Annotated in this window: 14 protein-coding genes and 1 pseudogene; 8 read left to right on the forward strand and 7 right to left on the reverse strand. The window is 64.4% G+C overall.

Annotated elements, in window-relative coordinates:
* Nucleotides 1-14: 14 nt before the first annotated feature.
* From GGD40_RS35945 to GGD40_RS35955, 3 genes are all read right to left on the reverse strand, one after another.
* On the reverse strand, nucleotides 15-1,007 hold the full coding sequence (locus GGD40_RS35945; protein WP_179713536.1) for a DnaJ C-terminal domain-containing protein: 993 nt from the start codon (nucleotides 1,005-1,007) through the stop codon (nucleotides 15-17).
* Between the two features lie 143 nt (nucleotides 1,008-1,150).
* Nucleotides 1,151-1,840 (reverse strand): CBS domain-containing protein, encoded by a 690-nt coding sequence (locus GGD40_RS35950; protein ID WP_179746910.1) that lies wholly within the window; start codon nucleotides 1,838-1,840, stop codon nucleotides 1,151-1,153.
* 106 nt (nucleotides 1,841-1,946) lie between these two features.
* Complete coding sequence (locus GGD40_RS35955; RefSeq protein WP_179746911.1) at nucleotides 1,947-2,987, reverse strand: zinc-dependent alcohol dehydrogenase family protein; 1,041 nt, start codon at nucleotides 2,985-2,987, stop codon at nucleotides 1,947-1,949.
* A 225-nt stretch (nucleotides 2,988-3,212) separates the two neighbouring features.
* On the opposite strand from GGD40_RS35955, the gene GGD40_RS35960 reads away from it, so the two are divergent.
* The 6 genes and pseudogenes from GGD40_RS35960 (at nucleotide 3,213) to fnr (ending at nucleotide 9,484) form a co-directional block, all read left to right on the forward strand.
* A complete protein-coding gene (locus GGD40_RS35960; protein WP_373565408.1) occupies nucleotides 3,213-4,856 on the forward strand; it encodes an oleate hydratase in 1,644 nt (547 codons plus the stop codon).
* 101 nt (nucleotides 4,857-4,957) lie between these two features.
* Nucleotides 4,958-5,794, forward strand: a complete 837-nt coding sequence (locus GGD40_RS35965; RefSeq protein WP_179746912.1) for a universal stress protein — start codon at nucleotides 4,958-4,960, stop codon at nucleotides 5,792-5,794.
* Between the two features lie 343 nt (nucleotides 5,795-6,137).
* Nucleotides 6,138-7,439 (forward strand): annotated as a pseudogene (locus tag GGD40_RS35970) (PAS domain-containing sensor histidine kinase); the annotation flags it as partial.
* Nucleotides 7,436-8,083 carry a response regulator gene (locus GGD40_RS35975; protein WP_179713526.1) on the forward strand — a complete coding sequence of 216 codons (648 nt, stop codon included), beginning with the start codon at nucleotides 7,436-7,438 and terminating at the stop codon, nucleotides 8,081-8,083. The pseudogene GGD40_RS35970 and the gene GGD40_RS35975, both read left to right, overlap by 4 nt.
* A 146-nt stretch (nucleotides 8,084-8,229) precedes the next feature.
* A complete protein-coding gene (locus GGD40_RS35980) occupies nucleotides 8,230-8,661 on the forward strand; it encodes a response regulator (RefSeq protein ID WP_179713524.1) in 432 nt (143 codons plus the stop codon).
* Between the two features lie 88 nt (nucleotides 8,662-8,749).
* Nucleotides 8,750-9,484 carry a fumarate/nitrate reduction transcriptional regulator Fnr gene (gene fnr / locus GGD40_RS35985; RefSeq protein ID WP_257030769.1) on the forward strand — a complete coding sequence of 245 codons (735 nt, stop codon included), beginning with the start codon at nucleotides 8,750-8,752 and terminating at the stop codon, nucleotides 9,482-9,484.
* Between the two features lie 66 nt (nucleotides 9,485-9,550).
* Here the strand turns inward: fnr and GGD40_RS35990 are convergent, their stop codons facing one another.
* The 3 genes from GGD40_RS35990 to GGD40_RS35995 all read right to left on the reverse strand — a co-directional run bounded on the left by GGD40_RS35990 (nucleotide 9,551) and on the right by GGD40_RS35995 (nucleotide 11,217).
* Nucleotides 9,551-9,742, reverse strand: coding sequence for a DUF2964 family protein (locus GGD40_RS35990; protein ID WP_179713520.1), 192 nt, complete (start codon nucleotides 9,740-9,742; stop codon nucleotides 9,551-9,553).
* 173 nt (nucleotides 9,743-9,915) lie between these two features.
* Nucleotides 9,916-10,068, reverse strand: coding sequence for a hypothetical protein (locus GGD40_RS37165; protein ID WP_257030673.1), 153 nt, complete (start codon nucleotides 10,066-10,068; stop codon nucleotides 9,916-9,918).
* A gap of 3 nt (nucleotides 10,069-10,071) precedes the next feature.
* On the reverse strand, nucleotides 10,072-11,217 hold the full coding sequence (locus GGD40_RS35995; protein WP_257030674.1) for a GNAT family N-acetyltransferase: 1,146 nt from the start codon (nucleotides 11,215-11,217) through the stop codon (nucleotides 10,072-10,074).
* Nucleotides 11,218-11,391: 174 nt separating this feature from the next.
* Here GGD40_RS35995 and GGD40_RS36000 point away from each other — a divergent pair, with 174 nt between their 5' ends.
* Both GGD40_RS36000 and GGD40_RS36005 read left to right on the forward strand, forming a co-directional pair.
* Nucleotides 11,392-11,793 carry a hypothetical protein gene (locus GGD40_RS36000; RefSeq protein ID WP_179746915.1) on the forward strand — a complete coding sequence of 134 codons (402 nt, stop codon included), beginning with the start codon at nucleotides 11,392-11,394 and terminating at the stop codon, nucleotides 11,791-11,793.
* Nucleotides 11,794-11,913: 120 nt separating this feature from the next.
* Nucleotides 11,914-12,957 carry a rod shape-determining protein gene (locus GGD40_RS36005; RefSeq protein WP_179713514.1) on the forward strand — a complete coding sequence of 348 codons (1,044 nt, stop codon included), beginning with the start codon at nucleotides 11,914-11,916 and terminating at the stop codon, nucleotides 12,955-12,957.
* Nucleotides 12,958-12,982: 25 nt separating this feature from the next.
* Here GGD40_RS36005 and GGD40_RS36010 read toward each other — a convergent pair whose 3' ends face one another.
* The gene (locus tag GGD40_RS36010) at nucleotides 12,983-13,759 is read right to left on the reverse strand and encodes a GntR family transcriptional regulator (RefSeq protein ID WP_179746916.1); all 777 of its coding nucleotides are present in this window, start codon (nucleotides 13,757-13,759) and stop codon (nucleotides 12,983-12,985) included.
* Between the last annotated feature and the right edge of the window lie 33 nt (nucleotides 13,760-13,792).

Below are 13,792 nucleotides of genomic sequence, written 5' to 3' on the forward strand. Positions count from 1 at the left end.
CACAGTGGTCTCCTTCACGATGATGAGCCGTAAAAGTGCGCGCGCGGATCGAAGCTGAAAGACCGACGCATCGTGTCGTAAGCGGCCTTCGCGGCGTCGCTGTCCGCGGGCGGCAGCACGAGATTCAGAACCACGTACAGATCGCCCGGTGGGTTGGCGGGAATCCCCTTGCCTCTCAACCTGAGACGCCGTCCGCCTGCCGAGCCGGCCGGCACGGTCATCTCGACCGAGCCGTCGACGGTCGGCACCGTAACTTGCGCGCCGAGCGCCGCTTCCCACGGCGCGACCGGCAATTCGATGGAGACGTCGCGGCCATCCACGCGAAAACGCGGATGCTCGCGAAAGCCGACTTCGAGGTAGAGATCGCCCGCGTTGTCGGGCGTCGAGCCAGGACTACCCTGACCCGCCAGCCGCAAGTGCTGCCCCGCGCGAATGCCTTTCGGAATGGCGACGTCGAGCGTGCGCGTTTCCAGCGTGACGTGGCCTTGCGGGTCGACCACCGGCATCTGTAGGGAAATGGAGCGCTGCGCGCCCCGATAGGCATCTTCGAGATCGATCAGCACCTTCGCGTGGTGATCTTCGCCGCGCATGTCGAACGGCCGGTGCTGCGCATGCGCCCCGTGTCGACCCTGTGGGCCGTGCGCGCCGCCGCCGAACATCTGCTCGAAGAACGAATGAAAATCGGCCTGCGCGCCGGCCTCGTCACCCCCTCTGCCCGCACCGCTGCCGCCGCCACGGAATTCGAAGCCCTCGTCCCAGTTCGGCGGCGGCTGAAACTCCTGACCGTTGCGCCATTCGCTGCCCATGCGATCGTAGGCAGCGCGCTTCTCCGGGTCCTTGAGCACTTCGTAGGCTTCGCCCAGTTCCTTGAAGCGCTCTTCGGCGTCGGCCTGCTTGCTGACGTCCGGGTGATACTTGCGCGCGAGCTTGCGGTACGAGCGTTTGATGTCGTCCTGAGACGCATCGCGCTCGAGAGCAAGCACCTCGTAATAGTCCTTGTATTTCATTCTTGCGGCAGCTCCTTGAGGTCAGGAAGCAGCGGCGCGGCGCCTGCGCGCCGCACGGCAGTCACCGATTTACTTTATACCAATCTGGGCGGCCCGCCAGTGGCGCAGCCCACAGGGAAACCCGCCCCGCCGGCGGTGGGCGGTCAAATGCCGGGCAGCACCGGATAAGGCTCCGTGTGGTCTTCCACCCGCTTCACGCCCGGAATACCTTCGGCCGCCACCCGCACCGCCTCGACGGCTTCCATCGAATGGAAGACGCCCCAGAGGTGAATCACGCCGTCCGTCACGACGACGTTGCGCCCCGCGAACGCCCACGTATGACCGGCCAGTTCGCCGAGCAGCATCGCGCGGATCTCGCGATCGGAGAAGGTGGTGTCGGCTGCGGGTTCCTCGGGCAGGCTCGCCAGCGCCTGAACCAGATTGGCGCGGCTGACAATGCCCGTGAGTTGTCCCGCCTCGGTGACCGGCACGCGTTTGATGCGCCGCGTTTCGAGCAGGTTGGCGACTTCGCCGAGCGGCATGTTTTCGTCGACCGAGACGACCGGGGTCGACATGATGTCCTGCACGTGCAACGCGTGCGACTTGACGTAGCCACGGGCGTCGTCGTTCGTGGAGAACAGTTCGAGCCACGACGATCGGCGGCGTTGCTCCGTGCCGATCTCCACGCGGTGCAGCAGATCGCCTTCGCTGATCATGCCGATCAACTGGCCAGCTGCATCGACCACGGGCGCGCCGCTGATCTTGCGCTCCACGAAAATGCGCGCGACTTCGCGCACGGTCATCTCGGGTTTGACGGCAATGACGTTGCTGGTCATCACATCGGCTGCACGCATGATGAATCTCCCTGACGGTTGCGTAGAATGTTTGGCCGCACGGCCCCGCCGGGCGACTGGTTCGTTGAGTACGGCTACTGCCTTGAGGCCCTATGACGCACGGCGGTTACGACACTTCGATAATCACTTTCAGCGCATGCGTTTCGGCCGCGCGGCTGAAGGTGTCGTAAGCGCCGGCCATGTCTTCGAGCTGGAAGCGGTGCGTGATGAGCCGCGTGGGATCGATGCGTCCCGCGCTCACGGTTTTCAGCAGCATTGGCGTGCTGATCGTGTCGACCAGCCGCGTGGTGATCGAGATATTGCGATCCCACAGCTTGTCTAGATGCAGATCGGCCTTGACGCCGTGCACGCCGACGTTGGCGATCACGCCGCCCGGCGCGACAAGCGCTTCACACAACTCGAAGGTTGCGGGCACACCGACCGCTTCGATCGCGCAATCGACGCCGATCTGTCCAGTCAGCGCGAGCACCGCATCGACCGGATCGACCCGGCCGCTGTCGATGCACGCCGTGGCGCCGAAGCGGCTCGCCACCTCCAGCCGGTTCGGGTCGAGATCGATCATCACGATCTGAGCCGGCGAATAGAGTTGCGCGGTCAGCAGCGCGGCGAGGCCGATCGGCCCCGCGCCGACGATCGCCACGGTGCTGCCGGGCTGGACCTTGCCGTTGAGCACGCCGCACTCGAAGCCGGTCGGCAGAATGTCCGACAGCATCACCAGCGCTTCTTCGTCGGCGCCCGCGGGAATCGGATACAGACTCGTTTCGGCGTGCGGGATGCGCACGTACTCGGCCTGGGTGCCGTCGATCCGGTTGCCGAGAATCCAACCGCCGGTGGTGCAATGCGAGTACATCGCGCGGCGGCAGTAGTCGCAGCGGCCGCACGATGAAATACACGAAATCAGCACGCGGTCGCCGGCCTTCAGCGTCGACACGGCCGCGCCGACTTCCTCGATCACGCCTACGCCTTCGTGGCCAAGCACGCGTCCGGGCTCGCAGCTCGGCACGTCGCCCTTGAGGATATGCAGATCGGTGCCGCAAATCGTGGTGCGCGTCATGCGGACGATCGCATCCGTAGGTGCGATGAGGGTGGGCATCGGCCGTTCGTCGAGCGACTTCTTGCCGGGACCGTGATACACGAGCGCTTTCATGTGCTGCCTCCGTGGTACGCAATGAAGTTGCAGGACTGACTTTAAGCTCGCCCACGCCCCGCCCATTGATGTGCATCAAGCGATCCCTTTGCCCGCATAGGCCGCGCTCGCTCCGACCGTTGCTTGATCCAACGCAACCGCCTCGGCGCGGGCCGCGCGTATGTTGAGCCAACGTCCGCTGTCCGTATTGGGGGTATGGCGGCGTTTATCGAAAGGACCTCACTCGTGCAAAAAACTGATCCGCTTCACGCCGCAACTCGCCATGCCGACCTCGCTACCGACCGACTCGCCGACGCGGCGGACGGCCAGTTCTATCTGGTCGGCGGCGGCATCGCCGCGATGGCGGCCGCGGCCTTCCTGATTCGCGACGGACGCGTACGCGGCCGCAACATCACGATTCTGGAAGCGCTCGACAAACCCGGCGGCAGCCTGGACGGCGCGGGCACGGCGCAAAGCGGTTACGTGGTGCGCGGCGGGCGCATGCTCGAAAGCAAGTATCTGTGCACCTACGATCTGTTCTCGTCGATCCCCACGCTCGACGACAGCAAGAGCGTCACCCAGGAAATCTTCGACTGGAACGAGACGATCCGCACCTCGTCGACCTCGCGGCTCGTCAGGAACGGCCGGCGCGAAGCCGCGCCCGCGTACGGCCTCGACGAAAAACATCTGCTTACGCTGGGCCGTCTGTCGATCGAACCGGAAGGGATGCTTGCCGACAGCCGGATCGCCGACCACTTCGATGCGTCGTTCTTCGAGACCAATTTCTGGCTGATGTGGTGCACGACCTTCGCATTCCAGCCGTGGCATAGCGCGGTCGAATTCCGCCGCTATCTGCTGCGTTTCGCGCATATGTCGGCGGGCTTCAACCAGTTGCACGGCATCATGCGCACGGTCTACAACCAGTACGATTCGATGGTGCTGCCGCTGCGCCGCTGGCTCGACGATCACGGCGTGGTCTTCGAAGCGGACACCTGCGTGACCGATCTGCTGGTCGACGAGACGGACACGCTCAATCGCGTGCGCGGGCTGGTCTGTGAAACCGCGCAGCGGCGCTTCGAGTTGCCGGTCGGCCCCGCCGACAAGGTGATCGTCACGCTCGGTTCGATGACCGCGGCGTCGAGTCTCGGCGGCATGGATCGTCCCGCGCCGTTGAACACCGTCGACAGTACCGGCGCCTGGCGTCTGTGGAAAAACATTGCCGCGGGCCGGCCCGAGTTCGGCCATCCGAGCGTGTTCGCCGACCACACCGATGCGTCGAAATGGCTCTCTTTCACCGTGACGCTGCGCGATCCGACGCTGTTCCGGCTGATCCGCGATCTGACCGGCAACGTGCCCGGTGAAGGCGGCCTGATCACGTTTCCGGAATCGAGCTGGCTGGCCTCGATCGTGTTGCCGCATCAGCCGCATTTCATCGGCCAGCCGGCCGACGTGCAGGTGTTGTGGGGCTATGGGCTGCGCGTCGACGAGCCGGGCGATTTCGTCGGCAAACCGATGCATGCCTGCACCGGCCGCGAAATCCTGACGGAGATGCTCGGTCATCTGCAGATCGAAGCCGAAGCCGCGCGGATCCTCGATCACGCCAATTGCATTCCATGCATGATGCCGTTCATCACGAGTCAGTTTCTGCCGCGCAAACATGGCGACCGGCCGGCCGTGACGCCGGAAGGCTGGCGCAATCTCGCCTTCATCGGGCAGTTCTGCGAGTTGCCCGACGACGTGGTGTTCACGGTGGAGTATTCGGTGCGCTCGGCGCAGAACGCCGCTTATGCGTTGCTCGATCTCGATCGTGCGGCGCCGGCGGTCTACAAGGGTCTGCACGATCCACGGGTCGTGCATCAGGCGTTCTCGTCGCTGCGGGACCGGACGTAAAGAGGGTAAAGAGCGTGATCTGAATCAACGCCGCGCGGCCTCGCGCTCATAGACTCAGGGCACACGTTCGCGCGTCGTTCGTTCACCATCGGAGCATTGCCATGAGCTACAGGACCCTCGTCGTTCATCTGGATACGAGTCTGCGTGCGCATCCGCGTCTCGAACTCGCTATCACCCTCGCCAGGCAGTTCGGCGCGCATCTGACCGGCGTGTTTGCGCTGTACACGCCGAATCCGCGTTCGCTCGACGTGATGTCAGGCGCGTCCGGCTACTTCGAGGCGCACGAGCAGTTGCGTGCCGAGCGGCGCGGCGCGCTCGAACGGCTCTTTCATGCCGAACTGAAGCGCGCCCAGGTGCCGGGCGAGTGGCTCGCCACCCGTGAGGCGGCCACGCTCGCCATGCCGCAACTGGGCCGTTGCGCGGACCTGATCATTGCCGGTCAGGACGATCCGCAAGATTCGGAGGCGTACGTCGGCGACAATTTCGCGGCCAACCTCGTGCTGTCCGCCGGCCGGCCGGTGCTGCTGGTGCCCTACGCGGGCAGCGTCGAGTCGGCCGGGACACACGTCATGGTCGGCTGGGACGGCAGCCGCGAAGCCGCCCGCGCGGTCCACGACGCGCTGCCGTTCATGCGCTCGGCCGCGCGTGTCACGGTCGTGGCGGTGAACCGCGCGCATCGCGATCCGACTGCGCGGATTCCGGCGGCCGGCATCGCCATGGCAATCGCCCGGCATGGCGTCCATGTCGAGACCCGCGACGTTACGGTCGATTCGGAGGCGTCCATCGGCGATACGCTGCTGTCGGAAGCGGCCGGACTCGGCGCGGACCTGCTGGTGATGGGCGGTTATGGCCGTACGCGCTGGCAGGAACTGGTGCTGGGCGGCGCGACCCGCACCGTGATGCAGTCGATGACCTTGCCGGTGCTGCTGTCGCATTGAGCCGGCGAGCCGGGTTGTCATGCCGGCCGCACTGGTACGAATCTCGTAAATCGCGGAAAATGCGCGGAGCGGGTATGGCGCGGGGCTTCCATGAGGAGGCGCCGCGCGGCCATCGCTGCATTACTCGCTGCTTTACTCGCTGATTGTCGATTACCGATTGCTGGCCGCGCTCGTCCGTCGAGATATCGCGCCGTTCCTGATCCGCCGCGCGCTGATATCGGCTCGCGTTGCGGATCGCTCTTCACTCCAGGAGGCGTTCATGCCCTGTCGCGGTAAAACGCCCCTTGAAGCAAAATCGCTTTCGTCTGCGCCGACGCGCGCACCGACCACCCGGCGGTTGCGCCGCCCCGCCTTGATCGCGGCGACAACCCTCGCGGTCGCGCTCGCCATTGCCTTTACTGCGTGGCAGTGGGCCGTTGCAAGTTTCGCCGGCGACACCCCCGCAGCCGCTCACACCCTGCTGGCCGCGTATGTGATCGCAGCCTGCCTGCTCTGCGCCCTTGCGTTCGTCCTCGCCCTGCAACACGGCGGCTCCAGCGCGACCAACGAGGCGCTCGACCAGTCGAGCCTGAACGAAGCGCGCATGATGGGCATCATCCGTTCGTCGATGGAAGCCATCATCACCGTCGACGAACGCCAGAACATCGTCATCTTCAATCCCATGGCCGAGCATGTTTTCGGTTGCAGCGCGCACGAGGCGATCGGCGCGTCGCTGGCTCGCTTCATCCCCGAGCGGTTTCGTGCGGGCCATGACCGGCATGTTGCCCAGTTCGGCGTCACCGGTGTCTCCGAGCGGCAAATGGGCAAGCAGCAGCGCGTGCTGTTCGGCCTGAGAAGCAACGGCGAGGAGTTTCCGATCGAGGCGTCGATCTCGCAGGTGCGCGACGGCGACAGCAAGCTCTACACGGTGATGCTGCGCGACATCACCGAGCGCTTCCAGGCGGAAAGCGCGCAACGCAAATCGCGCGAGGAACTGCGCGAGCTGTCGGCCAATCTGCAAAAGGTGCGCGAGGAAGAGAAGACCCGCATCGCCCGTGAATTGCATGACGACCTCGGCCAGCAATTGACCGCGCTGAAAATGGACCTCTCGTCGGTCGAGCAGGCGCTCGACACCCGCGCCGCCCCCGAGGTGCTGCAACAGCTCGGCGGCATGCGCCGGCTGATCGATGCGACGGTCGCGTCGGTGCGGCGGATCGCCGCCGACCTGCGGCCGGTCATGCTCGACGACCTCGGCCTGATTCCGGCGATCGAATGGCTCGCCAACGACTTCACGAACCGCTACGGGATCGACGTGGATCGCGACGTCGAGGTCGGCGACGCGAATTTCACACCGGCCGGCGCGACCACGCTGTTTCGTATCGTGCAAGAGGCGCTGACCAACGTCGCGCGTCACGCGGAGGCCACGCTCGTCACGCTCACCGTGCGGCTGGACGCGGACACCTGCATTGTGCGGATCGCGGACAATGGCCACGGCGCGAGCCGCTCCACCGCGCCCACCGAAAAATCATTCGGCTTGCTCGGCATACGCGAACGCGCGCACATGCTGGGCGGCACCGTCGACATTCACACGATCAACGGCCAGGGTTTCGCGCTGACGGTGCGTTTCCCGGCCACGGCCGTGCAACAGCAGGAGATGCAAACATGATTCGAGTGCTGATAGCCGACGATCACGCGCTGGTGCGCGACGGTCTGCGGCATATCCTGCGCAACGCCAACGGCTTCGAAGTGGTCGGCGAGGCCAACGACGGCGCGAGCGCGATCGCGCTGGTCCGCTCGCAAGCCGCCGAGGTGCTCGTGCTCGATCTGTCGATGCCCGGTCGCAACGGCGTCGAGCTGATCAAACAGATCAAGGAGGAAATGCCGGCGCTGCGGATTCTCGTGCTGACCATGCATGCCGAGCAGCAATACGCGGTGCGCGCATTCAAGGCGGGCGCGTCGGGCTATCTGACCAAGGAAAGCGCCAGTGCGGAACTGGTCGCGGCGGTCTCCAAAGTAGCGTCCGGCGGCGTCTACGTGAGCCTCGCGATGGCCGAGCGTTTCGCGCAGAGCCTCAACGAGCCGGCCGACACGTTGCCGCATCAACGGCTGTCGGATCGCGAATTCGATGTGTTCCGCCGCATCGCCGCCGGCCAGACGCTCACCGAGATTGCCGGCGAACTGTGCGTCAGCAGCAAGACGGTCAGCACGTACAAGACGCGCATCTTCGAGAAAATGCAGATGCCGCACGAAGCGGCGCTGGTGCGCTACGCGCTGCGCCACAAACTGCTCGGTGACGACGACGAGATTTGACGCGTCGCGCATCGGTCACGCCCCCGCTGTTCTTCTAACTGCAACACCTTCGTGTAGGAAATTCCCTACACGACTTCCTCCTCGCCTACCTGAAGTTCGTTCAGCGCCGATTTCTTTTTGAGATAGCGCGCCCGATACTTCCAGCCATGAACTCAAGCCCGTCACAACACGCATTGCGCGTGTTCCTCGTCGAGGATGCGCTGGCCATTCGGGCGCGCATGGCGGCTCGTCTGGGTGCGATCGAAGGGGTCGAAATCGTCGGTGAAGCCGAGGAACCGGAAGCCGCGCTCGCGGCGATCGGCGCGAGTGCCGCCGACGTCGTGGTGCTCGATCTGCGCCTCGCGGGCGGCACCGGTCTGGAGTTGTTGCAGCACCTCGCACAGCGCAACTCGCCGGTCGTCGCGATGGTGCTGACGAACCATTCCGGCGCGTGGTTCCGGCAAGCCTGCCTGACGAACGGCGCGCGCTACTTCTTCGACAAGACGAGCGAATTCGATCTTGCCTGTCACACCATCAAGCGACTTGCCCACGCGCATTCCGCACGGGATCTCTATCATCTGGGAGCACACCATGTCTGATGTTGCCGACTACCTTGAAACCCGGCCGCTAACGCCGACCGCGGCTGCCGTGCCGATCGTGTCGATTTCGGCTTTAACGGGCGCCGTCATGTCGCCGCAAGCGAAACAGGCCGGGCTCGCCGCCCCCGACGCGAAACGCGCCGGCGTGCCCTGTTCGAGTTGCGCGATGCATTCCTTCTGCATGCCCGAAGGTTTGACGAGCGCCGAGGCCGAGCGCATTGAAGCGTTGATCTGCCCGTCGCGCACCATCCGCAATGGCGAGACGTTGTTCCGCACCGGCGACTCGTTCCAGAGTCTCTACGCGGTTCGCGCGGGCTCGTTCAAGACCATCGTGATGCATCGCGACGGCCGCGAGCAGGTCACGGGCTTTCATCAGGCCGGCGACATGCTCGGCCTCGACGGTGTCTGCTCAGGCCACCATAGTTGCGACGCGGTCGCGATCGAAGATAGTCAGGTTTGCATCATCCCGTTCCATCTGCTCGAGGCTATGTGCCGCGACGTCAAGGTCGTGCAGCAGCACGTGCATCGCATGATGGGCGGCGAGATTGTGCGCGAGGCGACGCTGATGATGCTGCTCGGCACGATGTCCGCCGAGCAGCGCGTCGCGACGTTCCTGCTGAACCTGTCGGGCAAGCTGCAGAAGCGCGGCTACTCGCCGGCCGAATTCCATCTGCGCATGACGCGCGAGGAGATCGGCAGCTATCTCGGCATGAAGCTCGAAACCGTCAGCCGGATGTTGTCGAAATTCCAGAAAGACGGTCTGGTCGACACGCACGGCAAACAGATCCGGATCCTCGACATGGACGGTCTGCGCCGCGTGTAACCACCACGGCGCAACAGAGGAACCGAGCAACAGCACGGCGGTATGGCAACGCGCAGGCGCTCAGGCTTAAGCGCTGTCGTGAGGCGTCGGAATCAGCAGCGCGACGAAACCGATCACGCCGATCACCAACGCCGCCGCGCCGTAGTGAATGAAACCGGGGCTGTCGTCCAGCAGGCCGCGGATCGCCGCGCCGATCCCCGCCAATGCCGTGAACACCGCTACCACCGCGCAAACGATTCTGGATTCGCCACTGACCATGATGTCCTCCTGGGCCGAGGCACGCGAGGCCCGGCGCGGAGGGTGTCCGCGAGCCGGTGAGTCGACGTCGAACGATTATCATCGGCCTGTTTGAGCCGCAGTGGTTGATTTGCAGCAAGAAGTTTTCACGACGGTCCACAACGGTCCTCAACGGTCCGCCGCGGCACGGTTCATCACGTTTCGCCGGCCCGGACCGCGGCGCCGCCATCCGCCTCTGGCGCCGGCGTGCTGCCGTGCCGCAATGCCTTCACCCGCTCGGCCACGCTCCTCGCACCGCGCCGCGCCCGCACGGCCAGCAGTCCCCACGTCGAATTGACGATCTGCACGGTCTACGCGGTGCTCGCCTCGTCGCGCGACCAGTACGATTTGAAGCGCTCGACACCGACGCCGAAGTCGAGGTCGTAACCGTTATCGAAGGCCCACTTGACGCATTGCTCGACCGCGATCAAGCCGGGACAGCATTTGCCGAAGTACGGGTCGTAGCCCGCGAAAATCGCGCTGGCCCACGGGTTGCCCAGACTGACGATAATCTCGGCCACCGGCGCTTCGTCCAGCGTGACCACGATCAGGCGCGCCATCGAAGGCACGTCGGCCGAATAAATCAGCTTGCCGAGAAAACGCTCGAACTCCGGCGAGTCGAGCCACACGCTGCGTTTGCCGACCCGGTCGCTCCAGCTGCGCTTGCAGTTGAACATCCATTCGATGATCGCCGCAGTCTCGCTTTCCTCGGACGGATCCATCACGCGCACGGCCACTTCGCCTTCCTTCGACAGCCGGTTCGCGAAGGTGCCGGGCCGTTTGCCGAACAGCGTGCCGAGCGAACTGCAATACTCGTCCCACGTCCCCTGGCCGCGCAGTTTCGCCGCCGACGCGTTATGCGCTTCGGCGAACAGCACATGACGTTCCTGTGTCACCAACCGGTGCAGATCGAGCGTGTTGCGCACATACGGCAGGTGAATGAAGTCGGCGCCGCAGCGCCGCCGAGCCGTGTCCCAGGCGCCCTCCACCCGGGCCGCCGTCGCCGCGTCGTTCTCGACGAGGACGCTCGTGTAGTCGCCGCCTTCGGGGCCGAGCGGCACCAGGTAGGTCCACAGCACGCGCTTCACCGTTTCGAGCGGCCAGATCATCACCAGTTGCCCGGCTTCGCGACACACGATGCATTTGAGCCCGCGGCCATGCGGCTTCGTCACGTGTTTCCATGCGAGCCAGCAAAAGTTGAACGACTGGTAGTAATAACCGTGCGCCTTCAACCAGAGCGCATCCCATTCCGGCTGCAATGCGCGAAAATCGTCTTCGTCGCTGATGATGTCGTAATGCCGCGTGCTCGGGGTGTTCGAGGTACTTTGAGTGCTCTGCTCGGTCTGCGTAATCGCGTCCACATTGGCTCCCGGAAAGCCGGACGTGCTGACGCGCGCGCAGGTACGTCGCGGACACGAAGCATCGCCGGCATGGGTGAAAACGGATTCGGAAAGCATGCGCCGGCGCATTATTCGCGTGTGTGCGGTGCCGAACATTACAGTACCGCAACGCGACATTTCAAAACCTTTCAGTGACGCCGAACAAGCGCCGCGCAGGAACCGCAGTTGAGTCACAGGTGCGTCGCAGGTGCGTTATTCTTTGCGCCGAAGGCTCGCCACGAGGAGGCAATCATGAATAACAGGCGTTTTTGCTATCGGTCTCTGGGCGCGGCGGCCTCCGTGCTGCTCATGCTAATCATGTCGCTGACCCCACCGCCCGTGCTGGCGAGCGAAGAAGGCGCCAACGCCAGCACCGAAGTCGCCGGCCAGCGCGCGCGATTTATGCAGGACTTCTGCGGCGCGTCGCCGGAAGACATCGCGCAATACAAGGAAAAACTCAGCAAGATCCTCACCGAAGCGAGCGACTTCGATACCCGCTGGCAGAACGGCTGGCGGCGCGGCGAGCGCGACGCGCTGCAGTTGCGCGCGCTGCAACTAAACTCGCCGGCCGAATTCGCCACGCGCGTCAAAAACAACTGCGAGCGCGTCCGGTGGCAGGCCGACAACTCGCTGCGGCCACGCCCACCGAAGTAGTCCGCGCCGCGAAACTGTTATTCTTCACCCTCTTTCGACCGTCATCTGGTCCCCTGCCGCCTCCGGGCGGCATCCCCAAGCGGCGCTCATGCGCCCGGCATCCAAGAGACAGGTATCTGCATGTTCGGTTTTCTGCGCGGCTATTTTTCCAATGACCTGGCTATCGACCTCGGCACGTCGAACACCCTGATTTACATGCGCGGCAAGGGCATCGTGCTGGACGAACCCTCGGTGGTGTCGATTCGCCAGGAGGGCGGTCCGAACGGCAAGAAGATCATTCTGGCCGTCGGCAAAGAAGCAAAACAGATGCTCGGCAAAGTGCCGGGCAACATCGAGGCGATCCGCCCGATGAAAGACGGCGTGATCGCCGACTTCAACATCACGCAGCAGATGATCAAGCGCTTCATCCAGATGGCGCACGAGACGCGCATGTTCGCGCCGTCGCCACGCATCATCATCTGCGTGCCGTGCGGTTCGACCCAGGTGGAGCGGCGCGCGATCAAGGAAGCCGCGCACAGCGCGGGCGCCTCACAGGTCTATCTGATCGAGGAGCCGATGGCCGCCGCAACCGGCGCCGGGCTGCCGGTGTCGGAAGCGACCGGGTCGATGGTCGTGGACATTGGCGGCGGCACCACCGAAGTGGGTGTGATCTCGCTCGGCGGCATTGTGTACAAAGGCTCGGTGCGGGTGGGCGGCGACAAGTTCGACGACGCGATCGTCAACTACATTCGTCGCAACTACGGCATGCTGATCGGCGAGCAAACCGCCGAAGCGATCAAGAAGGAAATCGGCTCCGCGTTTCCGGGCTCCGAAGTCCGGGAGATGGAGGTCAAGGGCCGCAATATGTCGGAAGGCATTCCGCGCAGCTTCACGGTATCGAGCAACGAGATTCTCGAAGCGCTCACCGACCCGCTCAATCAGATCGTCTCCGCCGTGAAGATCGCGCTGGAGAATACACCGCCGGAACTGGGCGCCGACATCGCCGAACGCGGCATCACGCTGGCGGGCGGCGGTGCGTTGCTGCGTGACCTCGACCGGCTGCTGGCCGAGGAAACCGGCCTGCCCGCGTTCGTCGCCGAAGCGCCGCTCACCTGCGTGGTGCGTGGTTCGGGCATGGCGTTGGAGCGGATCGAGAAGTTTGGCGGGGCGTTTTCGTACGAGTGACTCTCGTACGACAGTCGGCGGCCGTTCAGGACACGAACGGCAACTTGCTATCTCGTGCGGCCGCCAGCATGGACAGCGTGATCTTGCGCACCTCCAGCTTGCTCTGCGTGATATGCGCGCGCAGCAGGATGATCGCTTCGGTCAGCCGGCCGCGTTCGATCAGGTTCAGCATGGTCGAATGTTCGTCGTAGGTGGCGCTGGTGCGGTGCGGTTTCAGAAAATCCAGTCGCCGCACAATGCGAATCCGTTCGGTCACTTCGTTATGCACGCGCAGCATCTCCGCGTTGCCGGTGGCGGCCACCAGTTGCCGGTGAAAGTTTTCGTCCATGCCGAACATTTTCACCGGATCGCTCTCGCGCTGCGCGGGTTCGACACACCACACCGCCTTCAACGCCTCCAGCACCGCATGCGCGGTGTCGCCACCCGCGCCGATCCGTTCGACGGCCGCCACTTCCAGCACGATGCGTAGATCGTAGAGCTGATCGAGCTGATCAAAGTTGATCGGCGAGACCTTCCAGCCGCGCCGGAAGCCGACTTCCAGATAGCCTTCGCGTTGCAGCCGGAACAGGCCGTCGCGCATCGGCGTGCGCGACACGCCGTAGTGCTGCGCAATGCCGTTTTCCGAAAAACGGTCGCCGGGAAACAGCCGGAAACTGAAGATGTCGGTTTTCAGTTGCTGATAAACCTGTTCGGCAAGCGGATTGGCCGCGGCCGGCGAACTCGCCGCAGCGGGCGCGGCGGGCGGGTCCTGCGTGCCCGCGCCAGTGGGCGTCTCGAGCAGATTCGTCGGATCGTCGTTCATCTTGCCTAAGTCCCTTTTTTCTTATTATCGGCG

It is taken from the genome of Paraburkholderia bryophila (assembly GCF_013409255.1).
GTDB lineage: Bacteria > Pseudomonadota > Gammaproteobacteria > Burkholderiales > Burkholderiaceae > Paraburkholderia.

Coding starts and splice junctions, on each gene's coding strand:
- GGD40_RS35945 (WP_179713536.1), bottom strand. CDS start 1,007: ATGAAATACAAGGACTATTACGAGGTGCTTGCTCTCGAGCGCGATGCG.
- GGD40_RS35950 (WP_179746910.1), bottom strand. CDS start 1,840: ATGCGTGCAGCCGATGTGATGACCAGCAACGTCATTGCCGTCAAACCC.
- GGD40_RS35955 (WP_179746911.1), bottom strand. CDS start 2,987: ATGAAAGCGCTCGTGTATCACGGTCCCGGCAAGAAGTCGCTCGACGAA.
- GGD40_RS35965 (WP_179746912.1), top strand. CDS start 4,958: ATGAGCTACAGGACCCTCGTCGTTCATCTGGATACGAGTCTGCGTGCG.
- GGD40_RS35975 (WP_179713526.1), top strand. CDS start 7,436: ATGATTCGAGTGCTGATAGCCGACGATCACGCGCTGGTGCGCGACGGT.
- GGD40_RS35980 (WP_179713524.1), top strand. CDS start 8,230: ATGAACTCAAGCCCGTCACAACACGCATTGCGCGTGTTCCTCGTCGAG.
- fnr (WP_257030769.1), top strand. CDS start 8,750: ATGTCGCCGCAAGCGAAACAGGCCGGGCTCGCCGCCCCCGACGCGAAA.
- GGD40_RS35990 (WP_179713520.1), bottom strand. CDS start 9,742: ATGGTCAGTGGCGAATCCAGAATCGTTTGCGCGGTGGTAGCGGTGTTC.
- GGD40_RS35995 (WP_257030674.1), bottom strand. CDS start 11,217: ATGCTTTCCGAATCCGTTTTCACCCATGCCGGCGATGCTTCGTGTCCG.
- GGD40_RS36000 (WP_179746915.1), top strand. CDS start 11,392: ATGAATAACAGGCGTTTTTGCTATCGGTCTCTGGGCGCGGCGGCCTCC.
- GGD40_RS36005 (WP_179713514.1), top strand. CDS start 11,914: ATGTTCGGTTTTCTGCGCGGCTATTTTTCCAATGACCTGGCTATCGAC.
- GGD40_RS36010 (WP_179746916.1), bottom strand. CDS start 13,759: ATGAACGACGATCCGACGAATCTGCTCGAGACGCCCACTGGCGCGGGC.